This is a genomic window from Roseovarius sp. MBR-51 (assembly GCF_053628575.1).
Genome location: NZ_JBRJGQ010000001.1, coordinates 258,180 through 282,745, shown reverse-complemented (window position 1 = coordinate 282,745; position 24,566 = coordinate 258,180). Strand labels below are relative to the sequence as shown.

25 protein-coding genes are annotated in these 24,566 nt (G+C 60.4%); 21 read left to right on the top strand and 4 right to left on the bottom strand.

The window, feature by feature from the left end; all coding sequences use genetic code 11:
• The first annotated feature begins 28 nt into the window (after window positions 1-28).
• The 11 genes from ACSSVY_RS01380 (at window position 29) to ACSSVY_RS01330 (ending at window position 12,037) form a co-directional block, all read left to right on the top strand.
• The gene (locus ACSSVY_RS01380) at window positions 29-1,213 is read left to right on the top strand and encodes an acyl-CoA dehydrogenase family protein (protein ID WP_454267572.1); all 1,185 of its coding nucleotides are present in this window, start codon (window positions 29-31) and stop codon (window positions 1,211-1,213) included.
• A gap of 9 nt (window positions 1,214-1,222) precedes the next feature.
• A complete protein-coding gene (locus ACSSVY_RS01375; protein WP_454267571.1) occupies window positions 1,223-2,041 on the top strand; it encodes an FAS1-like dehydratase domain-containing protein in 819 nt (272 codons plus the stop codon).
• A gap of 40 nt (window positions 2,042-2,081) precedes the next feature.
• Window positions 2,082-2,399: an ArsR/SmtB family transcription factor gene (locus ACSSVY_RS01370; RefSeq protein ID WP_454267570.1), complete on the top strand. Its 318-nt coding sequence runs from the start codon at window positions 2,082-2,084 to the stop codon at window positions 2,397-2,399.
• A gap of 43 nt (window positions 2,400-2,442) precedes the next feature.
• Window positions 2,443-3,498, top strand: a complete 1,056-nt coding sequence (locus ACSSVY_RS01365) for a permease (RefSeq protein ID WP_454267569.1) — start codon at window positions 2,443-2,445, stop codon at window positions 3,496-3,498.
• Window positions 3,495-4,328, top strand: coding sequence for a transglutaminase domain-containing protein (locus ACSSVY_RS01360; protein ID WP_454267568.1), 834 nt, complete (start codon window positions 3,495-3,497; stop codon window positions 4,326-4,328). The genes ACSSVY_RS01365 and ACSSVY_RS01360 overlap by 4 nt, the downstream gene beginning before the upstream one ends.
• A 149-nt stretch (window positions 4,329-4,477) precedes the next feature.
• Window positions 4,478-5,506 carry a BMP family protein gene (locus ACSSVY_RS01355; protein WP_454267567.1) on the top strand — a complete coding sequence of 343 codons (1,029 nt, stop codon included), beginning with the start codon at window positions 4,478-4,480 and terminating at the stop codon, window positions 5,504-5,506.
• Entirely contained in the window at window positions 5,507-7,054 is a 1,548-nt protein-coding gene (locus tag ACSSVY_RS01350) for an ABC transporter ATP-binding protein (RefSeq protein WP_454267566.1), read from the top strand.
• Window positions 7,044-8,093, top strand: a complete 1,050-nt coding sequence (locus tag ACSSVY_RS01345) for an ABC transporter permease (RefSeq protein WP_454267565.1) — start codon at window positions 7,044-7,046, stop codon at window positions 8,091-8,093. The genes ACSSVY_RS01350 and ACSSVY_RS01345 overlap by 11 nt, the downstream gene beginning before the upstream one ends.
• A gap of 3 nt (window positions 8,094-8,096) precedes the next feature.
• Window positions 8,097-9,041 carry an ABC transporter permease gene (locus tag ACSSVY_RS01340; protein WP_454267564.1) on the top strand — a complete coding sequence of 315 codons (945 nt, stop codon included), beginning with the start codon at window positions 8,097-8,099 and terminating at the stop codon, window positions 9,039-9,041.
• Window positions 9,041-10,318 carry an amidohydrolase family protein gene (locus ACSSVY_RS01335; RefSeq protein WP_454267563.1) on the top strand — a complete coding sequence of 426 codons (1,278 nt, stop codon included), beginning with the start codon at window positions 9,041-9,043 and terminating at the stop codon, window positions 10,316-10,318. Before ACSSVY_RS01340 ends, ACSSVY_RS01335 begins: the two co-directional genes overlap by 1 nt.
• Window positions 10,319-10,417: 99 nt before the next feature.
• Window positions 10,418-12,037: a mucoidy inhibitor MuiA family protein gene (locus ACSSVY_RS01330; protein ID WP_454267562.1), complete on the top strand. Its 1,620-nt coding sequence runs from the start codon at window positions 10,418-10,420 to the stop codon at window positions 12,035-12,037.
• Here the strand turns inward: ACSSVY_RS01330 and ACSSVY_RS01325 are convergent.
• Window positions 12,034-12,855 carry an ABC transporter permease gene (locus tag ACSSVY_RS01325; protein WP_009817030.1) on the bottom strand — a complete coding sequence of 274 codons (822 nt, stop codon included), beginning with the start codon at window positions 12,853-12,855 and terminating at the stop codon, window positions 12,034-12,036. The two genes, ACSSVY_RS01330 and ACSSVY_RS01325, sit on opposite strands and share 4 nt — an antisense overlap.
• A gap of 134 nt (window positions 12,856-12,989) precedes the next feature.
• Between ACSSVY_RS01325 and cysQ the strand changes: the two genes are divergently transcribed.
• The 5 genes from cysQ to ACSSVY_RS01300 all read left to right on the top strand — a co-directional run bounded on the left by cysQ (window position 12,990) and on the right by ACSSVY_RS01300 (window position 17,750).
• Window positions 12,990-13,787: a 3'(2'),5'-bisphosphate nucleotidase CysQ gene (gene cysQ / locus ACSSVY_RS01320; RefSeq protein ID WP_454267561.1), complete on the top strand. Its 798-nt coding sequence runs from the start codon at window positions 12,990-12,992 to the stop codon at window positions 13,785-13,787.
• A gap of 1 nt (window position 13,788) precedes the next feature.
• Entirely contained in the window at window positions 13,789-14,589 is an 801-nt protein-coding gene (locus ACSSVY_RS01315; RefSeq protein WP_454267560.1) for a 3-deoxy-manno-octulosonate cytidylyltransferase, read from the top strand.
• 194 nt (window positions 14,590-14,783) lie between these two features.
• Complete coding sequence (locus tag ACSSVY_RS01310) at window positions 14,784-15,677, top strand: UTP--glucose-1-phosphate uridylyltransferase (RefSeq protein WP_454267559.1); 894 nt, start codon at window positions 14,784-14,786, stop codon at window positions 15,675-15,677.
• A gap of 21 nt (window positions 15,678-15,698) precedes the next feature.
• A complete protein-coding gene (galE, locus tag ACSSVY_RS01305; RefSeq protein WP_454267558.1) occupies window positions 15,699-16,682 on the top strand; it encodes a UDP-glucose 4-epimerase GalE in 984 nt (327 codons plus the stop codon).
• Between the two features lie 36 nt (window positions 16,683-16,718).
• On the top strand, window positions 16,719-17,750 hold the full coding sequence (locus ACSSVY_RS01300; RefSeq protein ID WP_454267557.1) for a glycosyltransferase family 2 protein: 1,032 nt from the start codon (window positions 16,719-16,721) through the stop codon (window positions 17,748-17,750).
• On the opposite strand, the gene ACSSVY_RS01295 is transcribed toward ACSSVY_RS01300, so the two are convergent.
• Together ACSSVY_RS01295 and ACSSVY_RS01290 are read right to left on the bottom strand one after the other, a co-directional pair.
• Window positions 17,747-18,340, bottom strand: a complete 594-nt coding sequence (locus tag ACSSVY_RS01295) for a hypothetical protein (protein WP_454267556.1) — start codon at window positions 18,338-18,340, stop codon at window positions 17,747-17,749. The two genes, ACSSVY_RS01300 and ACSSVY_RS01295, sit on opposite strands and share 4 nt — an antisense overlap.
• 30 nt (window positions 18,341-18,370) lie before the next feature.
• Entirely contained in the window at window positions 18,371-19,291 is a 921-nt protein-coding gene (locus tag ACSSVY_RS01290) for an FkbM family methyltransferase (RefSeq protein WP_454267555.1), read from the bottom strand.
• 204 nt (window positions 19,292-19,495) lie between these two features.
• Here ACSSVY_RS01290 and ahcY point away from each other — a divergent pair, with 204 nt between their 5' ends.
• The 3 genes from ahcY to ACSSVY_RS01275 all read left to right on the top strand — a co-directional run bounded on the left by ahcY (window position 19,496) and on the right by ACSSVY_RS01275 (window position 21,919).
• Window positions 19,496-20,884: an adenosylhomocysteinase gene (ahcY, locus tag ACSSVY_RS01285; RefSeq protein WP_454267554.1), complete on the top strand. Its 1,389-nt coding sequence runs from the start codon at window positions 19,496-19,498 to the stop codon at window positions 20,882-20,884.
• Window positions 20,885-20,911: 27 nt separating this feature from the next.
• Window positions 20,912-21,406 carry a DUF922 domain-containing protein gene (locus tag ACSSVY_RS01280; RefSeq protein WP_454267553.1) on the top strand — a complete coding sequence of 165 codons (495 nt, stop codon included), beginning with the start codon at window positions 20,912-20,914 and terminating at the stop codon, window positions 21,404-21,406.
• Window positions 21,407-21,577: 171 nt separating this feature from the next.
• The gene (locus ACSSVY_RS01275; RefSeq protein WP_454267552.1) at window positions 21,578-21,919 is read left to right on the top strand and encodes a DUF2853 family protein; all 342 of its coding nucleotides are present in this window, start codon (window positions 21,578-21,580) and stop codon (window positions 21,917-21,919) included.
• A gap of 60 nt (window positions 21,920-21,979) precedes the next feature.
• Here the strand turns inward: ACSSVY_RS01275 and ACSSVY_RS01270 are convergent, their stop codons facing one another.
• Entirely contained in the window at window positions 21,980-22,456 is a 477-nt protein-coding gene (locus tag ACSSVY_RS01270; RefSeq protein ID WP_040651205.1) for a MarR family winged helix-turn-helix transcriptional regulator, read from the bottom strand.
• Window positions 22,457-22,704: 248 nt separating this feature from the next.
• Here ACSSVY_RS01270 and ectA point away from each other — a divergent pair, with 248 nt between their 5' ends.
• Both ectA and ectB read left to right on the top strand, forming a co-directional pair.
• A complete protein-coding gene (gene ectA, locus ACSSVY_RS01265) occupies window positions 22,705-23,223 on the top strand; it encodes a diaminobutyrate acetyltransferase (protein ID WP_454267827.1) in 519 nt (172 codons plus the stop codon).
• Between the two features lie 50 nt (window positions 23,224-23,273).
• Window positions 23,274-24,566, top strand: a complete 1,293-nt coding sequence (gene ectB / locus ACSSVY_RS01260; protein ID WP_454267551.1) for a diaminobutyrate--2-oxoglutarate transaminase — start codon at window positions 23,274-23,276, stop codon at window positions 24,564-24,566.

Below are 24,566 nucleotides of genomic sequence, written 5' to 3'. Positions count from 1 at the left end.
CCGGGCATGAGAAACGTAAGAGGCTGACATGACGTCTTTTGATCCAACGGCGGACTATGCCGATATCCGCGCAGGCGTGGCAAAAGTCTGCGCCGAGTTTCCCGGCGCCTATTGGCGCGATCTGGATGCGCGGCGCGCCTATCCCAAGGACTTCGTCGATGCGCTGATCCGCGAGGGGTATCTGGCGGCGATGATTCCAGAGGAGTTCGGCGGATCGGGCCTAAACCTCACTGCGGCCTCGGTCATTCTCGAGGAAATCCATCGCTCTGGCTGCAATGCCGCCGCTTGTCACGCGCAGATGTATACAATGGGCACCGTGCTGCGCCACGGGTCCGACGCGCAAAAGGCAGCCTATCTGCCCGGCATCGCCGATGGCTCCTTGCGCCTTCAGGCCTTTGGCGTGACCGAACCCACCAGCGGCACTGACACGCTGGCGCTGAAAACAACGGCGCGGCGGGATGGCGATGAGTATGTGATCAACGGCCAGAAAATCTGGACTTCGCGGGTGGAACATTCCGACCTGATGGTGCTTTTGGCCCGCACCACACCACGCGAGGAGGCGGCATCGAAGACCGACGGTCTGTCGGTGTTCCTGATCGACCTGCGCGGCAAGGTTGGGAACGGCATCGAAATCCGACCCATCCGCACCATGATCAACCACGCCACGACCGAAGTCTTTTTTGACAACCTGCGCATCCCGGCGGACAGCCTGATTGGCGAAGAGGGCAAGGGGTTCCGCTATATCCTCTCGGGCATGAATTCCGAGCGTATCCTGATCGCCGCCGAATGTATCGGCGATGCGAAATGGTTCCTTAAAACCGGGTCGGACTATGCCCGAGAGCGGGTGGTGTTTGGCGCACCTATCGGGGTTAACCAAGGGGTGCAATTCCCGCTGGCGCGCGCGCAGGCGCATTTGATGGCCGCCGAGGCCATCGTTTACCGCGCAGCGGCGATGTATGACGCAGGCCACAATCCCGGCGTTGAGGCGAATACCGCCAAACTCCTCGCGTCCGAGGCGAGTTGGGAGGCGGCAGAGGCCTGCATGCAGACCCATGGCGGCTTTGCCTTTGCCGAGGAATACGATGTCGAGCGCAAGTGGCGCGAGGCGCGGCTTTATCAGATCGCACCGATTTCGACCAATCTTATCCTGTGCCATATTGCCGAACAGGTGCTGGGCCTGCCAAAGTCCTATGGGTCTGGACGAGGACAGTAGGAGGGCGAGATGAACGATTACGCGGACTGGATCGGGCGCAGCTATTGCCGGTCAGAGCCGATATCCGAGCGGCTGATCGAGGAATACCGCGCGAGTTTGGCAGGAGCGCTGGCAGAGGCTGAGGTGCCTGTCGGGCTGCATTGGTGCCTTTCGCCTGATACGGTGACCCCGGATAGGCTGGGCCGGGATTGCCACCCCAAGACCGGAATATTCCTGCCTGCCCTGCCCCTGCCCCGTCGGATGTGGGCCGGGGGCGAGATCGAGTTTCACGCGCCCTTTGCAGCCGGTGATCTGGTCACGCGAGAGACAACAATTGACGATGTGACTTTCAAAGAGGGGCGCAGCGGCAAGCTGGGGTTTGTCACGCAACGGCATGTCTATAACGTGGAGGGTGCGGCCCGCCTGACCGAGCGACAGGATATCGTGTATCGCGAAGATCCCAAGCCCGGGCAATCCATACTCCCCACGGAGGCCGAGGATTGGCCAGAGGCGACAACATGGCGGATCACGCCGGATTCGACCCTGCTTTTTCGCTTTTCCGCGCTTACCTTCAATGGTCATCGCATCCATTACGATCATCCCTATGCCACAAGTGTCGAGGGCTACGAGGGACTCGTCGTACATGGGCCGATGCAAGCGGTCTGGATGATGAACCTTGCGACGCACATCCTGGGTCATCTGCCGGCACGGTTTTCCTATCGTGGGCTGACACCCCTGATTTGCAACCTCTCCGTGGTAATCGAGGCCCGAGAACGGGACGGAAGTCTGGATCTGCGGGTTCGACGCGAGGGAGATGGTGTTGCAACCATGGCGGCGCGTGCGGAATGAGGTATATTGACAAAACTAGAAATATAGTTATTTTGCTTGTATGAGCACCACAAGCCCCACCGCCCGCGCCCTTGCCGCCCTTGGCCATGACACCCGGCTTGCGATATTTCGCCTGCTGGTGCGCGCGGGCGATGGCGGGCTCAGTGTCGGCGATATTGGACAGCATCTGGAACAGGCGCCCTCGACATTGGCGCATCACCTGTCGGCGCTGGTCGATGCGGGGCTGGTGGTGCAGGAACGTCATGGGCGTACGGTGATCAATCGCGTGGACTACCTTGCCATGCGACAGACACTGGATTTCCTGACATCGGAATGCTGTACCGGGGTAACACTTGCCAAGACAGTGGGCGCCGCCTGACGCACACCCTTTTTTGGTGAATAAAAACGACTTTTCTAGGGATATGGACATGACAGACTCAAGCCTCACCCACCCTCGCACCGCAGCAGTGCTGCGTCGTCTGTGGAAAGATTACCGGATCTGGACAATCTCGGTCCTGATTCTGATTGTGCTCGCAATCCTTGACGCGACGCAGGCGCAGGACACGCTGATCTTTACCACGGACGCCCTCCTCAGCACCGCGCCGTTCCTGCTTTTGTCCATCGGCATCGCCGCTTGGGCCACGGCTACGGGCGCGGACAATCTCATCGCGCGCGCCTTTACCGGTGCCCCAGCCCTGATGATATTATTGGCGGCGCTGGCTGGCGGGCTCTCGCCCTTTTGTTCCTGCGGGGTGATTCCACTGATCGCCGCCCTTTTGGCGATGGGTGTGCCGCTCTCGGCGGTCATGGCCTTCTGGCTGGCCTCGCCGGTGATGGACCCCTCGATGTTCATGCTGACCACGGGCGTTCTCGGGCTAGAGTTTGCCGTTGCCAAAACATTGGCCGCTGTCGGTCTTGGCCTGATGGGCGGCTGGGCTGTGCATTTCTTGGGCCGCGCCGGAGGGCTGAGTGATCCGCTGCGCGACGGCATCGGCAACGGTGGTTGCGGCGGCAGCAAAGTGCGCGCGCCCAAGCCGGTTGTCTGGCGGTTTTGGACCGATCCGGCACGCCGGGCCAAGTTTGCCCGTGAGGCGCTGACTGTGACCCTATTCCTGCTGAAATGGCTCACTCTGGCTTTTATCCTCGAGAGCCTGATGCTGGCCTTTGTCCCGGCAGAGACCATTACGCAGGCCCTTGGCGGCACCGGCATCGGCCCGATCCTCTTGGGCACGCTCATTGGGGTGCCTGCCTATCTCAATGGTTACGCCGCCCTGCCGCTGGTTGGCGGGTTGATCGGACAGGGCATGGCCCCCGGTGCCGGTCTGGCCTTTCTCGTGGCCGGTGGCGTCACCTCTTTGCCCGCCGCCATCGCTGTCTGGGCCTTGGTCAAACCGCGTGTCTTTGCGCTCTACATCGCGCTCTCGCTCACTGGCGCCTTTGCTGCGGGCCTGCTCTTTCAACTCTGGCAATTCGCATGAGACAGCTTGAGATCGAGGTTACGGGGCTGAAACCCGGCGCGCGGCTGTTGGCCCCGGCGGGCATGTGCAGCCCCGAGGACGCCGTTTCGGCCACAACTGTGACTGGCGGGGAAATCGTTACCGTAGCACTTGAGCCGGAATTGGGTCTTGCCGCGCTCTGGATCGAGGCAGCGGGGACAAGTGTGACACTCTCCCACATCATCGCACCAGCCCCCATCGGCCAAGGCTATCCCGAGGCGATCTATACCCCGCGCACCAACCGCTATACCGTCGCCGCTGACGCATTGGCAGAGGCCAGCCGCGCCATCGCGACCAAGGCGGGCGGCGGGCGAGCGGGCATCAACGCGCTGGTGGCCGAGGCCGAAGCCCGCTTTACCTACGACCACCCCGAGGTGCGGTTCAACGACGGTGCCGACCGGGTGCCCTACCTCTCTTGCGGCACGACACCCGGCTCTTGCGTGGACATCAACACCTATCTCGTCGCAAGCCTGCGCGCGGCGGGCTATGAGGCGGGCTATGTCTATGGCTACTTCTTTCCGGCGGAAAAGGGGGGCGTCACCCATGACATGCACTGCTGGGTCGTCACCCGCCATGCAGGCGAGGTGCTCGACTGGGACATCGCGCATCACATGAAGGCAGGGCTAGGCCCCACAAAACCTGGTCTCAATCCGCGTCCCGGTTGGCGTGTCGCGCTCGGGCATTCGATGGGGCACGGCTATCGCATGGGCGAAACGATGGCCCGCATGAAACTCTTGGCCGAACCGATGCAAATGGGGCCGGGCGGCACATGGCAGAAACTGCCCATCATCGCGCGCCTGCCCGCAGCCTGACCCTTGCAGAGCTGCCCGCATTTTGAGCATAAACCGCTGGGAGTCGGCCTCTCAGCGGTTTAGTTTTGCTCAATGGTAAATTTCTGTAGAAAACCGACCGGATAAATTTTACCAATTGGTAAAACCAAAAAGACTGCCCACCTGCCAACATGGAGATCAACATGACACGCCTGCCACTTTCCCGCCGTCGCTTTATGGCCACTTCGGCCGGCGCGGCACTCATCGCCGGGGCCTCTGGCCTGCGCTCGCCGCTACGCGCCGCCGAACCGATCAAGACCGCCGGTATCTATACGGTGCCCGTCGAACAACAATGGGTCAGCCGGATTCACAAGGCCGCCATGACCGCGCAAGAGCGCGGCGATGTCGAGTATGTCTATTCCGAGAATGTCTCGAACACCGACTATGCCCGTGTCATGCGCGAATATGCCGAACAGGGCTACAAACTCATCATCGGTGAGGTGTTCGCGGTCGAGCAAGAAGCGCGCGAAGTGGCCGCCGATTATCCCGACATCGCCTTCCTGATGGGGTCGAGCTTCAAGGAGGACCCGGCGCTGGCGAATTTCGCGGTGTTCGACAACTATATTCAGGACGCTTCTTACCTCTCGGGGATCATTGCGGGTGCGATGACCAAGACCGCCAATATCGGCATGGTCGGCGGTTTCCCGATCCCCGAGGTCAACCGCCTGATGCACGCCTTCATGGCCGGTGCGCAGGAGATGAATCCGGACATCAAGTTTCAGGTGAGCTTTATCGGCTCCTGGTTCGATCCGCCCAAGGCCAAGGAAACCGCCTTTGCGATGATCGAGGGCGGCGCGGACATGCTCTATGCTGAGCGCTTTGGCGTCTCGGACGCAGCTAAGGAAAAAGGCGTGCTGGCCATCGGCAACGTGATCGACACCCAAGCCGATTATCCCGAAACGGTCGTCGCCTCGGCGCTCTGGCATTTCGAACCGACGCTTGATGCCGCGATTGCCGCTGTGAACGCGGGCAATTTCACCGCCGCCGATTACGGGGTCTATTCCTTCATGAAGGAGGGGGGCTCGTCCTTGGCTCCGCTTGGCACCTTTGAGGACAAGGTGCCCGAGGCAGCCTTGGCGCTGGTGGCGGAACGAGAGGCGGCGATCAAGGCAGGTACTTTCTCAGTCGAGATTAACGACGAAGAGCCGAAATCCTCGTAAATGACAGGCGCAGACACGGCGCAGGTCGTTCTGCGCCTAGACCGGATTACCAAGCGTTTCGGCGCGCTCACCGCGAATGACGCGGTGAGCCTCGATCTGCACCGGGGCGAGGTCGTGGCCCTCTTGGGCGAGAACGGCGCTGGCAAGACCACGCTGATGAACATCCTATTCGGCCAGTATACGGCCGACGAGGGACAGGTGATGGTCATGGGCCGCGACCTGCCCCCCGGCAATCCGCGCGCGGCGCTCGAGGCGGGCGTGGGTATGGTGCATCAGCATTTCACGCTAGCCGACAACCTGACCGTTCTGGAGAATGTCGTACTGGGGACGGAATCTCTCTGGCGCTGGCGTTCGGATCGCGTGGCGGCGCGCGCCAAGATCGCCCGGCTCTCGGCGGATTTTCACCTTTCGGTCGATCCCGAGGCGCGCGTCGGCAGCCTGACGGTGGGGGAACGGCAGCGGGTCGAAATCCTCAAGGCGCTCTACCGCGAGGCGCGCATTCTCATTCTGGACGAGCCGACGGCGGTCCTGACCCCGCAGGAGACCGACGACCTCTTTGCCACCCTGCGCGAGGCGGTGGCCAAGGGCCTGTCGATCGTGTTCATCAGCCACAAACTGCATGAGGTGATGGATATCGCCCACCGTGTGGTGATCCTGCGCCATGGCAAGGTTGTGGCCGAGATGGCCACCGCCGACACGGACCGTCACGCGCTTGCCGCTGCGATGGTCGGAAGTGACGTCAGCGCGCCACGGGTGGCCCCCGGCACACCCGGCGCGCCGCTCTTGCAGTTGCACGCGGTCACCACGCCGGACCGGGGCAGTGCGCCGGGGCTGAAATCCGTGAACCTCTCTCTGCGCGCAGGCCAAATCACCGGGCTCGCCGGGGTCTCGGGCAATGGGCAGGCGGCGTTGGCCGATCTCATCGCTGGTCTCAGCGCCCCTGCTTCGGGGCGGCTTGATCTAAGAGATGCTGACTTGGCGCAATGGTCGCCGCGCGCCGCCGTCGAACATGGCATCGCGCGCATTCCCGAAGACAGGCACAAAACCGGCACAATCGCCGATTTCTCCCTGACCGAGAATGCCATTCTGGAGAGCTATCACAAACCGCCCATGAGCCGCGCGGGCTGGATGAACTGGCCATGCGCCGAGACCGAGACGCAGGCCATCATCACAGGCTATGATATTCGCTGTCCGGGACCTGATACGCGCATTCGCCTACTTTCAGGCGGGAATATGCAGAAACTGATCCTTGGCCGCGTGCTCGAGGCCAATCCGCGTATCATTCTGGCGAACCAACCGGTGCGCGGGCTGGACATTGGCGCGGTGAACTACGTGCATGAACAATTGCTCAAGGCGCGCGACCGGGGCGCGGCGGTGCTGCTGATTTCCGAGGATCTGGATGAGATCATGGCGCTCTCGGACGTGATCCATGTGATGTCCGAAGGCCGCCTCTCGCCCGAATTTGCGCGCGGCACGATGACCCCCGCCGAACTGGGCGTCTGGATGGCGGGTCATGGGTTTGACGCGGGGCTGGCACATGCGTCTTGAACCCATCGCCAACCCTTCGCTGGCCCGCAGCACGCTGCCGCCCGTGCTGGCAATTGCCGCAACGGTGATCGTGGCCTCGCTCTTGGCGATGCTGGCGGGGGCCAATCCCTTTGCGGTGCTAGGGCTGATCCTCAAGGGCGCGGCGGGATCACAATTCGCCGTGTTAGAGACACTGAACCGCGCCACGCCGCTGATCTTCACCGGGCTTGCGGTGGCGGTGGCGTTCCGCGCCCGGCTCTGGAACATCGGCGCCGAGGCGCAGCTCTATGCCGGAGCCTTGATGACGGTCGTGTTGGGCACTGGCGCGTTACCATGGTCTGCCACGGCCCTCTTGCCCACGCTGGTCCTTGTGTCGATGCTGGCGGGCGCGGTCGTCCTGCTCGTCCCTGCGCTGCTCAAGGTGCGGTTTGGCGTCGACGAGGTGGTCACGACGCTCCTCTTCAACTTCATCTTCCTCCTCTTCATCTCGCTCCTGCTCGAAGGACCGCTCAAGGACCCGATGGGCATGGGCTGGCCCAAATCCGAGCGGCTGATTGCCGAGGCGCGTTTGCCGCGTATCGTCGAGGGTCTGCGCCTGCATTGGGGTTTTGCGCTCGCGCTGATTGCCGCCGCGCTTGTCTGGCTGGTCGAGCGGCGCACCACCTTGGGCTATGAAATGCGCGCGGTAGGCCTCAACCGCGAGGCGGCGCGCTTTGCCGGGATTCCGGTCAATTCGGTGCTGATCAAGACGGCGCTCCTGTCGGGTGGCCTTGCCGCGCTTGCGGGTTTTTCCGAGGTGGCGGGGGTCAAGGGCAGTCTCACGCTCGATCTCAGCCCCGGTTTTGGCTATACCGGCATCATCGTGGCGATGCTGGCGCTGCTCAATCCGCTCGGTGTCATCGCCGCCGCCCTCTTTGTGGCGGGCATCTTCGTAGGCGCAGACAGCATGAGCCGCGCGGTGGGCGTGCCGACCTATCTGGCCGATATCATGCTCGCCACGGCGCTCTTGCTGATGGTGCTGGCGATCCTGCTCACGCGGTTCCGGGTGGTGAGGGAATAGCGCATGGACATCCTTGATATCCTCCTCTCCGCCAGCTTTTGGGCCGCCGCGATCCGCATCGCCAGCCCGCTGATTTTTGCCACCTTGGGCGAACTCATTTGCGAACGCGCGGGCGTGCTCAACCTCGGGATTGAGGGGATCATGGTGGCAGGGGCCTTTGCCGGCTGGATGGCAGTTTATTCCGGTCTGGGCCTCTGGCCGGGTGTTGCGGTGGCGATGGTGGTCGGCATGGGCTTTGGCGCGGTGCATAGCCTGCTGACCGTGCCCTTCGGTCTCTCGCAGCATGTGGTGGGGCTTGGCGTGACGCTTCTGGCTACATCGTCGACCTATTACGCTTATCGCCTTGCCCTGCCAGAGGTCACAAGCCCGCCCAAGATCACGGCCTTTCAGCCATGGGAGATCCCTTTGCTGTCCGACATTCCCCTGATCGGCCCCGCACTCTTTGCCCAAACCCCGCTCACCTATCTGGCCTTCATTCTGGTGGGGGTCGTCAGCCTCGTGCTCTACCGCACGCCCCTTGGTCTCGCCCTGCGTGCGGCGGGCGAGAACCCGGCGGCGGTGGCGGCGCAGGGGCTCTCGGTCACCGGCCTGCGCATGGGCGCGGTGATCGTCGGATCAGGGCTGATGGCGGTGGGCGGCGCGTTCCTGACCATGTCGGCGTTCGATTCCTTCTTCTTCGAGATGGTCAACGGGCGCGGCTGGATCTGCATCGCGCTGGTGGTCTTTGGCGCGTGGATACCGGGCAAGGCGCTGTTGGGGGCGGTGCTCTTTGCCGCCTTCGATGCGCTGCAAATTCGCGTGCAACAGACACCCCTCGGGGCGAATATTCCCTATCAGATCTTTCTGATGACGCCCTATGTCCTCTCGATTCTCGCGCTCATCGTCATGTCGCGCCGCGCCGAGGTGCCCGCCGCCTTGATGGTGGCCTTTAACAAGGGGGAACGCTGATGTTCGATCTGATCGTCAAGGGTGGCACGCTGCCCGATGGCACCACTGCCGATATCGGCATCACCGGCGACCGGATCACGGCGATGGGCAGGCTTGAGGGGGCGGAGACGGGCCAGGTGATCGACGCGACCGGCGATCTGGTCAGCGCGCCCTTTGTCGATCCGCATTTCCACCTTGATGCGACGCTGAGTTACGGCCTGCCGCGCATCAACGCCTCTGGCACGCTGCTGGAGGGGATCGGTCTCTGGGGCGAGTTGAAACAGATCGTGACGCAGGAAGATATGGTCACCCGCGCGCTGAACTATTGCGATTGGGCCGCCTCAATGGGCCTCTTGGCGATCCGCAGCCATGTCGACACCTGCGATGACAGCCTTAAGGGCGTGGCGGCCATGCTCGAGGTGCGCGACAAGGTCAAGGGCTACATCGACCTGCAACTCGTGGCCTTTCCACAAGATGGCTTCTACCGCGACCCCACCGCCCGCGCCAACACGATCCGCGCGCTCGATATGGGTGTCGATGTGGTGGGTGGCATCCCGCATTTCGAACGCACCATGGCGGATGGTGCGGCATCTGTGCGCGAACTCTGCGAGATTGCGGCGGCGCGTGGCTTGCGCGTCGATATGCATTGCGACGAGAGCGACGATCCCCTCAGCCGCCATATCGAAACGTTGGCCTATGAGGCGCAGCGCCTCGGGCTTCAGGGGCGGGTGGCTGGATCACACCTCACCTCCATGCATTCGATGGACAACTACTATGTCTCCAAACTCCTGCCGCTGATCGCCGAGGCGGGCGTGGCCGCGATTCCCAATCCGCTGATCAACATCATGTTGCAGGGGCGGCATGACACATTCCCGAAACGGCGCGGCCTGACACGTGTCAAGGAAATGCAGGCGCAGGGCATCACCGTGGGCTGGGGTCAGGATTGCGTGCGCGATCCATGGTATAGCCTCGGGACGGCGGACATGCTTGATGTCGCCTTTATGGGCCTGCATGTGGCGCAAATGTCGAGCCCCGACGAGATGCGGCGCTGCTTCGACATGGTGACTATTGAGAACGCCCGCATTCTGGGGCTGGAGCATTACGGCCTGCATGTGGGTGCCATAGCCTCGCTTGTGGTGCTGGATGCGGGCGACCCGATCGAGGCGGTGCGCCTGCGCGCCGCGCGCCTTGCGGTCGTGTCCAAGGGGCGCCTCATTGCCCGCACCCCGCGCGGCGACGCCACGCTAGAGCTGCCGGGGCGGCCCGGTTCCGTGCGGCGGCGGCACCCGGTGGAATAGATCTCCCACGGCGTAAACCTGCGCATGACCACGCGGCACGCTTGCACTCTGGCCGAGCAACCCCGAAACATCGCTACAGATAATTCAGGAGTGTCCCGCATGCGTTTCCTTTCCGTGCCTTTGATCTGTCTCGCCCTGCCCGCCATGGCCGAGGATATCGCCCTCGCGAGCCGCGTCAGCGCCGTGACCCTCTATCCGCAAGGCGCGACCGTGACCCGCGAAGTGGCTTTTAGCGCCCCTGCCGGTCAGCATGATCTCATCCTCGCCGACCTGCCACAAGGCACGCCGCTCGCCTCGGTGCGTGTCACGGTGCAAGGCGCGCGCATGGGCGGTGTCACCACCCGCAACGATTACGTGCCGCCACGCGATCCGGACGACAGTGATGCGCTGATCGCTGCCCGCGCCGAGGTGGAGCGGATTGAAGAGGCCCTGCGCACCGCCCGCAACGAGATCACCGACATTCGCCTTGAGGCCGATGCCGCCCGCGCCCGCATCACCTTTCTGAGCCAGATCGGTCAGGGCGACGGGGCAGCCGCCCTCGCGATCGACCAACTGCGTGACCTCACGACCATGATCGGCGCTGAAACCCTTGCCGCGCGGCAAGCCGAAGCCGATGCCACCCGCCGCGCCGATACCGCAGAACGCGCGCTCAAGGACCAGATCGAGACTCTGGAAGAGGCGCGTCAGGCACTCAATGCGCTCGTCCCCGAGGACAAGGCCCGCGCCATGCTCGCCGTGGCCATCACCTCTGACACCGAGACGCAAGGCATGCTCACCGTGACCTACACCATCCCCGATGCAGGCTGGCAACCGCTGTACGATCTACATCTGGCGCGCGACAGCGGCGCGCTCCGGATCGAACGCGGTGCGTTTGTGCAGCAATCCACCGGCGAGAACTGGCAGAACATCTCTTTGTCCCTGTCAACTCTGCGGCCCTCGGAACAGACTGAACCAGGTCAGATCTGGCCTTGGGTGCCACGGATTGAGGACCCAGAAGTGAGTCAGCCTTTGGCACGTGGCAAAGCCGAAGCTGACTTCATGTCCATGGGCGCCCCGATGGCTGAGGCCGCTGGCGCCGATATGGCTGTTGCCAGCTTTGACGGGCTCTCTGTCACCTATGGCTATCCCGCGCCTGTTAGCGTCACCACAGGCGCCGACCGCGTCCGCCTGATGCTCGCCCCGCTGGAAACAGACGCAGAGATTGTGGCGCAGGCCGTGCCAATGCTCGACCCGACGGCCTTTGTCATGGCGCGACTGACCAATGACACTGGCGAAATTCTATTGCCTACGCCGGAAGCCCGATTTTATCTTGATGGTCGCTATGTCGGGCAACGCTGGCTTGATCTGATCGCGGACGGGGACAAGGCCGACATGTCCTTTGGCCCGATTGACGGACTGCGTCTGACCCGTCTGGTCACCGATCGTAATGAAGGTGACCGAGGTATCATCACAAAATCCAATCAACAAACCGAGGCTGTTGAAATCACCGTCGAAAATCTGACCGGCGAGACATGGCCCCTGCGCCTGATTGATCGCGTGCCGGTATCAGAGCAGGAGGATCTGGAGATCACATGGACGGCTGATCCGATGCCCACCGAGCGCGACATCGACGGCGCACGCGGCATTCTGGCATGGACCTTTGATCTGCCTATCGGAGAGACGCGCAAGATCACTCTGGACACAACTCTCACGTGGCCCGAAGGCAAGGTGCTGCGCTAGCGCCGCGCCTCCCAACTGCTGGAGGCATATTGGCGCGTATAGAACTCTCCCATCAACCCGATCATCAGCAGCGCAAGCCCGACATAGATCGGATACTCTAGAGATGTTCTATGCGGAAAATAGTTGATGAATACAAAGCCGCGGGTCTGGTCGATGATGTGAAAGAGTGGGTTCCAGTCGAACATGTTCATCATGAAGGTGGGAAGGGTGTTGACCACGAACATCTTGCCGGAAGCAATCATATTTGCACGCTGATAAATTGAGGCGAATATGGAAACAAATCCGGGTGACCACGGCTTGATCGCCATAAGAACAAGGCCGACCGACAGACCTGTAAACCAAGCGGCAAGGATCATGCCGAACGCCTGAATGGGTTGATATATCGTGATCGGCACAAAGCCCACGTGATAGACAAACAGCACGACAAACAACGACAATACCTGAATGTAGAGCGAGCTGAGTGCGGCTGCGGAAATCGCGATGATCGTGTTCATCGGCGCGTGCTGCATCATCGGCGAGGCTGGCCCCTCGGCCCCGATGACCGCACTCATAGCCTTGATATGTGTGATGTAGATGAAGATGCCGGACATCATGAACAGCAGAAAGTCGCCACGCATCTTTGTTCCCTTGAGGCCCAGCACGCTGAACATCAGGTAAAAGGCCAGAACCATAATCACGACGGTCATGATATTCTTGGCCAGAGCGATGATCGCGTTTCCGTCGCTTTTTCGGACGTCTCGCACGGCGGCGTGATAGATCAACTCTGCAATGACAATTGCTGAATGCAGCCTTGAACGGGGACGCGTTGTTTTGAACATTGGAAAGTGTCGCTGGCCTGTGATTTTGTGGTCCGGGTTTCTTGCTGTCCCTGACATAGCATATCATAAGGGACATCGGGTAATCCATCGGTTAACGGCGCAAAGTGGCGTCTTGGCGGCAAAGGAGCGGCGATTTGGAGTATGACAGGCTGATCTCGGTGATGCGCAAGCTGGCGCTTGAGGCCGGAGAGCGGATCATGGAGATCTATGAGGCGGATGATTTCGCGGTCAAGGTGAAGTCTGATGCAAGCCCTGTGACCGAGGCGGACGAGGCAGCCGATGCACTCATCTCGGTCGGGCTGCGCGCCGCGTTTCCACAGATTGCGCTTGTGACCGAGGAACAAGCTGCGTCTCATAGCGAGACCGCCGCCACGTTTCTGATTGTCGATCCGCTGGACGGAACCAAAGAATTTATCAACCGGCGCGGCGATTTCACCGTCAATATCGCCTATGTCGAGGCAGGTGTCCCCACACGAGGGGTGGTCTATGCCCCTGCCAAGGGACGGATGTTCTACACTCTGGCGGATGGATCGTCCGTCGAGGAAGAAGGTCCATTCGAGATGGATGCACCGGGCACGCTGCGCCCCGTTCGGGTGTCAAAGCCAGACAATAAAGCGCTGATGGTGGTGGCGAGCAAATCGCACCGAGATCAGGCAACCGATGATTATATTGGCAGATACGACGTCAAAGACATGACGAGCGCCGGATCTTCTCTCAAGTTCTGTCTGGTCGCGACCGGCGAGGCCGATCTCTATCCTCGTCTTGGGCGGACCATGGAATGGGACACGGCGGCAGGTCACGCGGTGCTGACTGGCGCTGGCGGTCAGGTGGTGCGGTTTGAGGATCACGCACCACTGACCTATGGCAAGGCGGGCTTTGCCAATCCATTCTTTATCGCGCTCGCCCCCGGCGTTGACCTGAAGGGAGCCTGACATGAGCGTGGCGATTGTCATTCCCGCGCGCTTTGCCTCGACCCGCTATCCGGGCAAACCATTGGTGACACTTACAGGCGCGACGGGTGAGGCCAAGAGCCTGATCCGGCGCTCGTGGGAGGCGGCCTGTCAGGTGCAGGGCGTGGACCGGGTGGTTGTGGCCACCGATGACGACCGTATCCGTAGCGCATCAGAGGCGTTTGGGGCAGAAGTGGTCATGACTTCTGAGGCCTGTGGCAATGGCACCGAACGCTGCGCCGAGGCGCTGGAGGTTCTGGGCGACGGATTTGATATCATCGTCAACCTGCAAGGCGACGCACCCCTGACACCGCATTGGTTCGTCGAAGATCTGGTGGCAGGGCTGAGCGCCGATGCAGGGGCCGAGGTGGCGACCCCCGTGCTGCGCTGTGATGGGCGGGCGCTCAACGGGTTTCTCGAGGACCGGGCCGACGGTCGGGTGGGCGGCACCACTGCGGTGTTTGGAGACGGGGCGCGCGCGCTCTATTTCTCGAAGGAAGTGATCCCCTACACCGCGCGGCGCTATGGCACGGAGGAGGCGACGCCGGTGTTTCATCACGTTGGGGTCTACGCCTATCGCCCGCAAGCCCTGCGCGATTACGCAACCTGGCCCTGCGGTCCACTGGAACAACTGGAAGGGTTGGAGCAACTCCGCTTTTTAGAGCGGGGGCGCGCGATGCTCTGCGTCGAGGTCGAGGCGAAGGGGAGACAATTCTGGGAGTTGAACAACCCCGAGGATGTCCCCCGGATTGAGCGGATGATGCAAGAGATGGGGATGGCCTGACCCTCCGGACCGGGCCGTTGGCGTCGGTGGAATTCTGCCGGAAAGCTGACACATGCAGCAGTCTGCGCGCATTATCCTTGCCGCGTCGGTGGGAATCTGCAATTTCATAACAATTCGCGAATTTTCCCCTTAACACGATGCAATCGTGTTTGCTGGTGTGTAGACTGTGCGAAAAAACGAGTTAGGAGCAGGCGATGCGTACGAAGGTTACTAAGGCAATTTTCCCGGTCGCCGGACTAGGAACACGGTTCCTTCCGGCCACCAAGTCTGTGCCCAAAGAAATCATGACGCTCGTAGACCGCCCGCTTGTGCAATACGCCATCGACGAGGCGCGCGCCGCCGGGATCAAGGAATTCATCTTTATCACCTCGCGCGGCAAGGGTGCCTTGGAGGATTATTTCGACTATGCCCCGCAACTTGAGGCGGAATTGCGCCGCAAGGGCAAGGATGATCTGCTTGAAATCCTCAAATCCACCAATATGGACAGCGGCGAAGTGGCCTATATGCGCCAGCACAAGCCGCTGGGTCTGGGCCACGCGGTGTGGTGCGCGCGGCGGCTGATCTCGAATGAGCCATTTGCTGTAATCCTGCCGGATGACGTGATCGCGGCAGAGAAACCCTGCCTTGCCCAGATGGTCGAAGCCTTTGAGGAAACGCAGGGCAATATCGTGGCGGCGATGGAAGTGCCGGATTCAATGACAAGTTCTTACGGTATTCTCGATATCAAAGAGGACATGGGGAGCATCGTGTCGACCAAAGGCATGGTGGAGAAACCTGCTTCGGGCACGGCACCGTCAAATCTCGCGGTGATCGGCCGCTATATCCTCACACCCACGGTGTTGCAGAAACTGAACCGCAAACAGGCCGGCGCAGGTGGCGAGATCCAACTGACCGATGCAATCGACGCCGCCCGCGAGGATGGCGAAGAGGTTTACGGCTTTCGCTTTCAGGGTCAGCGGTTCGATTGTGGCTCTAAAGCAGGGTTTTTGCAGGCGACGGTGGCCTTTGCATTGGCGCGAGACGACCTGCGCGACGAACTTTGGAATTACATTTCGGATGTCGTGCATTCCGAAAAAGCCGCTCAGTAACAAACCGCAAGGGAGACTGCGGTGACGCACATACTGGTCACGGGCGGCGCAGGCTATATCGGCAGTCATGCCTGCAAGGCATTGGCCGCGGCGGGATACACACCCATCACCTATGACAATCTCAGCACAGGCTGGCAGGATGCTGTAAAGTTCGGCCCCTTCGAGCAGGGCGATCTGACGGACCGCGCGCGTCTGGATCAGGTGTTTGCCGCCTATCGGCCCGTTGCCGTGATGCATTTCGCGGCGCTCAGCCAAGTGGGCGAGAGCATGCAGAATCCGGGTCTATACTGGCACAATAACGTCGCCGGGTCCCTCAGTCTCATGCAGGCGGCGGTCGCGGCGGGCTGTCTCGATCTCGTGTTTTCGTCCACCTGCGCGACCTATGGCGATCAGGACAATGTGGTACTGGATGAAACCTGCGTGCAGTTTCCGATCAATGCCTACGGGGCGAGCAAGCGCGCGATCGAGGATATGTTGCGCGATTTCGAGGCGGCCTATGGCCTGCGCCATGTGATCTTTCGCTATTTCAATGTGGCAGGGGCCGATCCAGAGGCGCAGGTTGGCGAATTTCACCAGCCCGAAACCCATCTCATACCGCTGATACTGGATGCGATTGACGGTAAACGCGATGCCCTGACGATCTTTGGCACCGATTACGATACGCCTGATGGCACCTGCGTCCGGGATTATGTACATGTCTGCGATCTGGTTGATGCGCATGTTTTGGGCCTGAATTGGCTCGAAAATAGCAAAGAAAGCCGTGTTTTCAATCTCGGGACTGGCACAGGGTTTTCGGTGCGTGAGGTCACGGATCAATCGGCGGCGGTGACGAACCGGGCTGTGCCGATCGTCGAGGGGCCACGGCGGCCCGGCGATTGCACGCGGCTGGTGTCGGGGTCGACCCGCGCGGTGGCGGAATTGGGCTGGGAGCCGACGCGTTCGACCCTGCCTCAGATGATCGGCGACGCGTGGCGCTGGCATCAGACTGGACATTACGACAAATAGCGCTGACTTTGCCTATTGGGGGATCACGGAGTCCGCATGGGCAGAGGTGAAAGGATCAGCGATCTGGCGATGGCCTATCGCCTGCGATGGAGGCGGCGACGCTTGCTCTGGCGCAGCTTTCGCAAAAGACATCAATTGCGCTGTGTTAGAGACGAAACAGCGCACATCAAACCCGGTGATATCCTTTGCTTCAGCACGATGCGCAATGAGGCGCTGCGTCTGCCTTACTTTCTGGAGCATCACCGGCGATTGGGGATACGGCATTTCCTGATCGTCGAGAACGCAAGCGACGACGGCACGCGCGAGTATTTGGCCGCGCAGGCCGATGTTTCGCTCTGGACGACGCCAAGGAGCTATAAACTCTCAAGATTTGGGGTTGATTGGCTGACCTGGTTGCAAATGCGGTATGGGCATGGGCATTGGTGCCTGACACTCGATGCTGATGAATGTCTGATTTATCCCTATCACGACACACGGCCCCTGCCCGCGCTCTGCGCGTGGCTGGAGGATCAGAAACTGCGGTCCTTTGGCACCCTTATGCTGGATATGTATCCGCAAGGACGACTGTCAGACTATCACTATCAGGCCGGGTTAGACCCGTTTGAGACGCTGTGCTGGTTCGATGCAGGCAATTATTCCATGAAGCGCAAGGCGGATTTGCAAAATCTGTGGATACAGGGAGGACCGCGTGCGCGAATGTTCTTTGGCGATGACCCTGCCCGTGCGCCGACCATGGGCAAGGTGCCGCTGGTAAAGTGGGACCGGCGCTATACCTATGTGAGTTCCGCGCATTCTCTGCTGCCCCGGCAATTGAATCATGTCTATGACAGCACAGGCGGCGAGATGACTTCGGGCATTCTCTTGCACAGCAAGTTTCTGAACACTGCGGTCGAGCGCGCCGCAGAAGAACAGGCGAGACAGGAGCATTTTGCCAATAGTAGTCTCTATCATGGCTATTATGACGCCTTGCAGGCTGATCCTGACCTGTGGTGCGAGGGGTCAACACAGTTGACCGGCTGGCGGCAGTTGGAGGCGATGGGCCTCATGTCGCGCGGCGGTTGGGTCTAGCCGATCTGAGCGAGAAGCGCCTGATACCGTGCGGTATAGTCTTGTCGGGTCTCGACCGGGGGGCGGAGCGTGATACTGAGCCCCTGCATGAGCGCAGGATCAGGTTTGCCAAAGAAACGATCAGCCTCCGCCACGGTAAAGCCCGCGATTTCAGTGGCTTCCATCCAGGCACTGATTTTATCGGCCTGCTTGATCTGCTTTTTGATCGCGGGTGGGATCGAGGCGGGAAGACCGAAACGGATGTGAATGGCCGCCGCAAGGCGTTTGTCGAGGTCGTCATAGCCCGGCCCGACAGCGTTCTTGACCGGGGAAATCATGTCACCGATCACGTATTCCGGGGCGTCATGCAAGAGCGCCGCAAGCTGCCATTTGGCGGGTGTGGAGGGAATCAGGCGGGAATAGAGCCTTTCGACCAGCAAAGAGTGCTCGGCCACGGAATAGGCGAAATCACCAAGAGTCTGCCCGTTCCATCGCGCGACAAAGCTGAGCCCGTGAGCAATATCCTCGATCTCGATATCGACGGGCGTAGGATCAAGAAGATCGAGTCTGCGACCCGAGAGCATTTTTTGCCAGGCGCGGGGTTTGGGCATGCGACCTCCAAGAAACTTCGACGATCCTGCCTAGCGCGGCTTGGTCGATTTTGCAAAGCCCTGCACAATCCCGGCCAGAAGAGACGAGTCGGCGCGCGCAGCAACAAAATTGTAGCCTTTGAACGGATCACTCTTGAGCGCCCGGATCGTGGCAATGTCGGGCATCGCAATCAGGCCATTCTGGCTGGAATAGAGACTGAAACCCGGTTGCGCCAACAAATGCGCGCTCACCGTGCAGTCCGGATCATTGCCGTGATCCTCGTAAATCAGCACAGAGCCTTCGCTCAGAGCGCGGGCCGCACCTGTGATGGCATCTATCTCGGCCCCTTCGACATCAAGCTTGATCAGCGCGGCGGTGCCGGGGGGGACAAGATCGTCTATCGCAAGCGTGGTCACGGTCTCGGTTCCGTCCTGCGCACCAGCAGGCAGATCGCCCATCAGCCGTGCAGAGGCATGGCTGAGATGCGTGTTCACAAAGGTCAGCACCTGACCTGACCGCGCATGAATCGCCGCGCGGTGAAGCGTGACGCCCGGCAGCGCGGCGGCATTGCCCCGCAAACGCTCGAATGTCAGCGCAGACGCCTCGACCGCGATGACCTGCTCAAAGAGCGGTGCGGCTCGGGTGGTCCAATAGCCCATATTGGCCCCAAGGTCGCAAAAGAGCGACGTTGCCCCGGTGGCGGCATGCAGCACCGAAGCAACCTCGGGCTCATAGGGGGCCAGGTAGAGGGCGAAGCGGGTCCAATATCCGTCATTGAGCGCAATGCGGTACGGCGCGGCATCCCCGTCCTGCAGGATCACCGCGTTCTCGGGATCAAAGAGCAGCCCAAGCCCACGCGCAAACCGTCCATAGAGCCCGCGCGTGACGGCGAGGCGAAAGAGCCCCATCAAGAGGATGTATTGCAGCCGCGCGGCGGGGCTGGAGAAGGTGAGGCGATGCGGCGGTGTCATGGCGACAGAGGTAGGCAAAGGCCGCTCTGGGCGCAAACCCTAAACATCGGGCAACGACGCTTTTGTGTTGCAGCTTTCGTGCACGGGGTTGGGGCGATGTCCTGTCGCGCTATCCGGATGGGGTGGAGGGCTAATCGCGCATTGCCCAAAGTGGGGGTGAGTGCTATCTGCCTTGCAAAATCGTCATGCAAGGAGCCACTTCAGATGGCAAAAGATTATATCGTCAAGGACATCAACCTCGCGGCATACGGGCGCAAGGAACTGGACATTGCGGAAACCGAAATGCCGGGCCTGATGGCCCTGCGCAAGGAATATGGCGAGGCCAAGCCGCTCAAGGGCGCCCGGATCGTCGGAAGCCTGCACATGACCATTCAAACGGCTGTGCTGATCGAAACGCTGGTGGATCTGGGCGCAGATGTCCGTTGGGCGTCCTGCAACATCTTTTCCACGCAGGATCACGCCGCGGCGGCGATTGCTGCTGGGGGAACCCCGGTTTTCGCGATCAAGGGGCAGAGCCTTGAGGAGCATTGGGATTATCTCGACAAATCCTTCATGTTCGAAGACGGCCCGAACATGATCCTCGACGATGGCGGCGATGCAACGCTCTATGTCCTGCTTGGCGCGCGCGCCGAAGCGGGCGAAGACATCATTCCGGTTCCCGCCTCGGAAGAGGAAGAAGTGATCAAAGCGCAAATCGCCAAGCGGATGAAGGCCAGCCCCGGTTGGTTCACAAAGGTGCGCGACCAGATCAAGGGCGTGTCCGAGGAAACCACCACCGGCGTGCATCGTCTCTATGACCTGCACAAGAAGGGACAGCTTCCCTTCCCGGCGATCAACGTCAACGACTCTGTGACCAAATCGAAGTTTGACAACAAATACGGCTGTAAAGAGAGCCTTGTGGACGGTATCCGCCGCGCCACCGACACGATGATGGCTGGCAAGGTTGCCGTCGTCTGCGGCTATGGCGATGTGGGCAAAGGATCCGCGGCCAGCCTGAGCGGGGCCGGGGCGCGCGTCAAAGTGACCGAAGTCGATCCGATCTGCGCGCTTCAGGCGGCGATGGACGGGTTTGAAGTGGTCGTGCTGGAAGATGTGGTCGGGAGCGCCGATATCTTTATCACCACCACCGGCAACAAGGACGTGATCCGCATCGAGCATATGCGCGCGATGAAGGATATGGCGATCGTTGGCAATATCGGCCATTTCGACAATGAAATTCAGGTGGCGAGCCTGAAGAACCATAAATGGACCAATATCAAGGAACAGGTGGACATGATCGAGATGCCCACGGGCAACCGGATCATCCTTCTGTCGGAAGGGCGTCTCTTGAATCTCGGCAATGCGACCGGCCACCCGTCGTTCGTGATGTCTGCCTCCTTCACCAATCAGGTGTTGGCGCAGATCGAGCTTTGGACCAAGGGCGGGCAATACGGCAACGAAGTCTATGTTCTGCCGAAACACCTTGACGAGAAAGTCGCGCGTTTGCATCTGGACCGCATTGGGGTCAAATTGACTCAACTGCGCGTCGATCAGGCGGATTACATCGGGGTCAGCCCGGAAGGTCCGTTCAAGCCTGAGCATTACCGCTACTGATCCGACCGGCTATGGGACAGGACACCGATGTTGAAAGAACGTATTTTTGATCTCGGTGTCCTGGCCCTCGGCCTGACACTTGTGCTCATCGGCACGACTACGGCGCAGGCCAAGCCCAAAGTCACCGAAACCATCAAGACCTACACGGTTTTGGCCACCTCTCTTGAAGGGCTGGCACGGGAAATGGATCAGAAAGGCCCGAAGGGATATTGGGCCTATACCGGATGGTATGTAAAATGGACCGGCGACTGCAAATTGAGCGTCACCGTCGATATTACCTTTCCAAAGCACAAGAACCCCGCCAAGATGCCCGCGGATGTGCGCAAGAAATTCGGCACCATGCTGGTCGCATTGACCGATCATGAACGGCAGCATGGGCGCCATGGCATTGCCGCCGCCGAAGAAATCGAACGCGCGGGCTGTGTGGGCGGGGATGCGATCCTCAAGAAATACAACGCCATCGACATCAAGTTCGACCAGAAAACCGATCACGGTCGAAAGCAGGGTGTGGTGCTGAACTAGCCCCTCCCCAACGGCAAGGCGCGATGTCTATGGGTTTTCGCCCAAGGGGAGCATTGCGGAAAATTTCCCTTTGTCCGGGAAAAATCCCCGGCTATCGTGCCCAAAGCGTCATTTGTGGGGCTGGGTATAACGAAAAGCCGGCCGGTTGCCGGGAAAATAGGGAGAGAATTGATGGGAAAGCGTGACGACCTGATCGCGAAATACGCGGATGATCTGCGAAATAAATGCGGGATGGAACCGGATATGGACCTGCTGACCAAGGTGACGATTGGTTGTGGTCCGGCGATTTACAACGCAGATTCCTCGACGGTCGCGGGTGGCCAGCCGGCGGAATTGGAGACGGTCAAGACGAATTTCCTCGTCAAGAAACTCGGGTTGGCGGATAGCCCTGCGCTGATTGATGCGATCAATCAGGTGATCGAGACCTATGGCAAATCCGAACGCAACAAATATCGCGCGGTCGTTTACTACATGCTGACCAAGCATTTCGGCAAAGAATCGGTCTATCGCTGAGACCTTGACCCATCATTGACAGAAGCGCCCGCCGATTTGGTGGGTGTTTTTGTTTGTCGTTCAGGAATGGTTGCGAAAGTCGCTGGTATCGAGCACCGGGGCCGCGTCGATATCCTCGGCATCGAGCAGGGTGGCGACCCGTTCGAGCGATGCCACAAGCTGCGCCTGCTCCCAATCCTCGAGCGCCTCGAACTTGCGCACATAGCGCTGTTGCAGGGCGTCGGGGGCGCGCCGGATGGTATCGCGCCCGGCCTCTGTGATTACGATATTGGTCTGGCGGCGATCAGTCTGAGACTTTTCGCGTGTGACCACGCCGTGTTTCACCAATTTATCCACCAAGGCCGTGATGGTCGCCTGAGACACGCGCATCTGCTGAGCAATCTGCGTTGCGGTGCAACTGGTTCGGTCCGCAACGATCTGAAGCACACGGAATTGCACCGCTGTCAGCCCGGCAGCGGTGGCAAGTTTGCGCCCATAGATTTCGGTCGCGCGCAAGATGCGACGCAGGGCGATCAGGCTTTGGTCTGTGCGGTCCATTCGGGCCCCTCTTGTGATGGCTGTAATGGTTGCAAAGCTGTCGCTCAATTGCAATTTCATTCCTCCTAAGAAAACTTGTTTAGTTTGCTAATTAAATATATAGGGCGTTCTACGCAGAAAAATAAGGGATTTCTTGATAAAAGCGCGCTTAGGACGTTAAATTAGCTCCGAAGGTTGATTTCTAAGCCTCAATGATATATTTAGTTAGACGAAGCAAATAGAGAGGTCACGCACCCATGCGACATGCAATGGAAATGTTTCGGAAAGCCATGCCAACCCTGCGCAAGCCCTCGTCAGAGGATGGCGCAGCGATTTGGGAGCTGATTCAGGCCTGCAAGCCGCTCGATGAAAATTCGATGTATTGCAACCTGATCCAATGCGATCATTTCCGTGACACCTGCATTGTGGCCGAGCTGAACGGTGACATCGTTGGCTGGGTGTCGGCCTATATCCTGCCGGATGACCCCGAGACGCTGTTTGTCTGGCAGGTTGCCGTGTCGGAGAAGGCGCGGGGCACCGGGCTTGGCACGTTGATGCTGCGTGGCCTTCTATCGCGCGAGAACTGCAAAGGCGTGAGCCGGGTGCAGACCACAATCACGCGCGACAACGGTGCAAGCTGGGCGCTGTTCCGCAAGTTTACCGATCTCAACGATGGTGAGCTGTCGAGCACGCCGTATTTCTCCAAGTCGCTGCATTTCAACAATCTGCACGACACCGAATACATGGTCACAATTGCCATGAAAGAGCGGATGAAGAAGGCGGCCTGATCACAGGCCCCCTGCCCGCCCTCGCCCCCAATCACATGAAGGAACACGTCATGCCGACTGAACAGTCAGCCGATCTTGCTATTTTTGAACGCCGTGAAAGCCAAGCGCGCAGCTATTGCCGCAGCTTTCCCAAGTCTTTCGTCAAGGCGAAGGGGGCGAAGTTGACCGATTCCGAGGGTCGGACCTATATCGACTTTCTGGCGGGCTGTTCTTCGCTCAACTACGGGCACAATGACCCCGATATGCAATCCGCGTTGATCGCGCATATCACCGCCGATGGGATCACGCATGGCCTGGATATGCACTCTGATGCCAAAGCGGATTTTCTTCGGGCGTTCGAGGATATCATCCTGACGCCGCGCGGGATGGATTATAAGGTGATGATGACCGGCCCGACCGGCACCAACGCGGTTGAGGCCGCGATGAAGCTGGCGCGCAAGGTCACGGGGCGGCGCAATATCATCGCCTTTACCAACGGCTTTCACGGCATGACCATGGGCGCCCTAGCGGCCACCGGCAATGCGGGCAAGCGCGCGGGCGCGGGGGCAGTGTCGTTCAGCGATGTGGCGCACATGCCTTACGAGGACGCGTTCGGGCCAGACGTGGACAGCCTCAGGATCATTGAGGAAATGCTGAGCAACCCGTCAAGCGGTGTCGATGCGCCTGCGGCGTTCATCATCGAGCCGGTGCAGGGCGAAGGCGGGCTCAATGCAGCGTCGACCGCGTTCATGCAGGGCATTGCGCGGCTTGCGAAAGAGTATGGCGCGCTGTTGATAGCCGATGACATTCAGGCGGGATGCGGGCGCACAGGAACGTTCTTCAGCTTTGAGAAGATGGGGATCGAGCCCGATCTCATTCCGATGGCCAAGAGCTTTTCCGGCATGGGCCTGCCCTTTGCGGCGCTCTTGATCAAGCCGGAGCATGATATCTGGGGACCAGCCGAACATAACGGCACATTCCGGGGAAATACCCATGCGTTTGTCACCGCGCGCGTGGCACTGGAGAAGTTCTGGAGAGACGATGCGTTCCAGAAGTCTATCGCCGCTAAAGCCGAGATTCTCCGCGATGGGCTGGAGCGGATCGCGGATGCGATCCCCGGCGCGCGCCTCAAGGGACGGGGCATGATGCAGGGGGTCGATGTTGGCCACGGCGAACTGGCCTCTGCGATTTGTGCCCGCGCCTTTGAAAAGGGGCTTATCATCGAGACGTCGGGTGCGCATGATGAGGTGGTCAAGGTTCTGGCCCCGTTGACCGTGCCCGAGACAACCTTTCGCAAGGGGCTCGATATTCTTTACGACGCCGCGCGCGAAGTCACTCAAACACACAAACTTGCTGCGGAGTAA

Excerpts from the sequence above, each read along its gene's own strand:
- ectA (WP_454267827.1), top strand. The coding sequence starts at position 22,705 with ATGGAAATGTTTCGGAAAGCCATGCCAACCCTGCGCAAGCCCTCGTCA.
- ACSSVY_RS01295 (WP_454267556.1), bottom strand. The coding sequence starts at position 18,340 with ATGCCCAAACCCCGCGCCTGGCAAAAAATGCTCTCGGGTCGCAGACTC.
- ACSSVY_RS01290 (WP_454267555.1), bottom strand. The coding sequence starts at position 19,291 with ATGACACCGCCGCATCGCCTCACCTTCTCCAGCCCCGCCGCGCGGCTG.
- ACSSVY_RS01365 (WP_454267569.1), top strand. The coding sequence starts at position 2,443 with ATGGACATGACAGACTCAAGCCTCACCCACCCTCGCACCGCAGCAGTG.
- ACSSVY_RS01350 (WP_454267566.1), top strand. The coding sequence starts at position 5,507 with ATGACAGGCGCAGACACGGCGCAGGTCGTTCTGCGCCTAGACCGGATT.
- ACSSVY_RS01345 (WP_454267565.1), top strand. The coding sequence starts at position 7,044 with ATGCGTCTTGAACCCATCGCCAACCCTTCGCTGGCCCGCAGCACGCTG.
- ACSSVY_RS01335 (WP_454267563.1), top strand. The coding sequence starts at position 9,041 with ATGTTCGATCTGATCGTCAAGGGTGGCACGCTGCCCGATGGCACCACT.
- ahcY (WP_454267554.1), top strand. The coding sequence starts at position 19,496 with ATGGCAAAAGATTATATCGTCAAGGACATCAACCTCGCGGCATACGGG.
- ACSSVY_RS01300 (WP_454267557.1), top strand. The coding sequence starts at position 16,719 with ATGGGCAGAGGTGAAAGGATCAGCGATCTGGCGATGGCCTATCGCCTG.
- ACSSVY_RS01375 (WP_454267571.1), top strand. The coding sequence starts at position 1,223 with ATGAACGATTACGCGGACTGGATCGGGCGCAGCTATTGCCGGTCAGAG.
- ACSSVY_RS01325 (WP_009817030.1), bottom strand. The coding sequence starts at position 12,855 with ATGTTCAAAACAACGCGTCCCCGTTCAAGGCTGCATTCAGCAATTGTC.
- ACSSVY_RS01280 (WP_454267553.1), top strand. The coding sequence starts at position 20,912 with ATGTTGAAAGAACGTATTTTTGATCTCGGTGTCCTGGCCCTCGGCCTG.
- ACSSVY_RS01370 (WP_454267570.1), top strand. The coding sequence starts at position 2,082 with ATGAGCACCACAAGCCCCACCGCCCGCGCCCTTGCCGCCCTTGGCCAT.
- ACSSVY_RS01275 (WP_454267552.1), top strand. The coding sequence starts at position 21,578 with ATGGGAAAGCGTGACGACCTGATCGCGAAATACGCGGATGATCTGCGA.
- ACSSVY_RS01340 (WP_454267564.1), top strand. The coding sequence starts at position 8,097 with ATGGACATCCTTGATATCCTCCTCTCCGCCAGCTTTTGGGCCGCCGCG.
- ACSSVY_RS01380 (WP_454267572.1), top strand. The coding sequence starts at position 29 with ATGACGTCTTTTGATCCAACGGCGGACTATGCCGATATCCGCGCAGGC.
- ACSSVY_RS01310 (WP_454267559.1), top strand. The coding sequence starts at position 14,784 with ATGCGTACGAAGGTTACTAAGGCAATTTTCCCGGTCGCCGGACTAGGA.
- ACSSVY_RS01355 (WP_454267567.1), top strand. The coding sequence starts at position 4,478 with ATGGAGATCAACATGACACGCCTGCCACTTTCCCGCCGTCGCTTTATG.
- ACSSVY_RS01330 (WP_454267562.1), top strand. The coding sequence starts at position 10,418 with ATGCGTTTCCTTTCCGTGCCTTTGATCTGTCTCGCCCTGCCCGCCATG.
- ACSSVY_RS01360 (WP_454267568.1), top strand. The coding sequence starts at position 3,495 with ATGAGACAGCTTGAGATCGAGGTTACGGGGCTGAAACCCGGCGCGCGG.
- ACSSVY_RS01270 (WP_040651205.1), bottom strand. The coding sequence starts at position 22,456 with ATGGACCGCACAGACCAAAGCCTGATCGCCCTGCGTCGCATCTTGCGC.
- ectB (WP_454267551.1), top strand. The coding sequence starts at position 23,274 with ATGCCGACTGAACAGTCAGCCGATCTTGCTATTTTTGAACGCCGTGAA.
- ACSSVY_RS01315 (WP_454267560.1), top strand. The coding sequence starts at position 13,789 with ATGAGCGTGGCGATTGTCATTCCCGCGCGCTTTGCCTCGACCCGCTAT.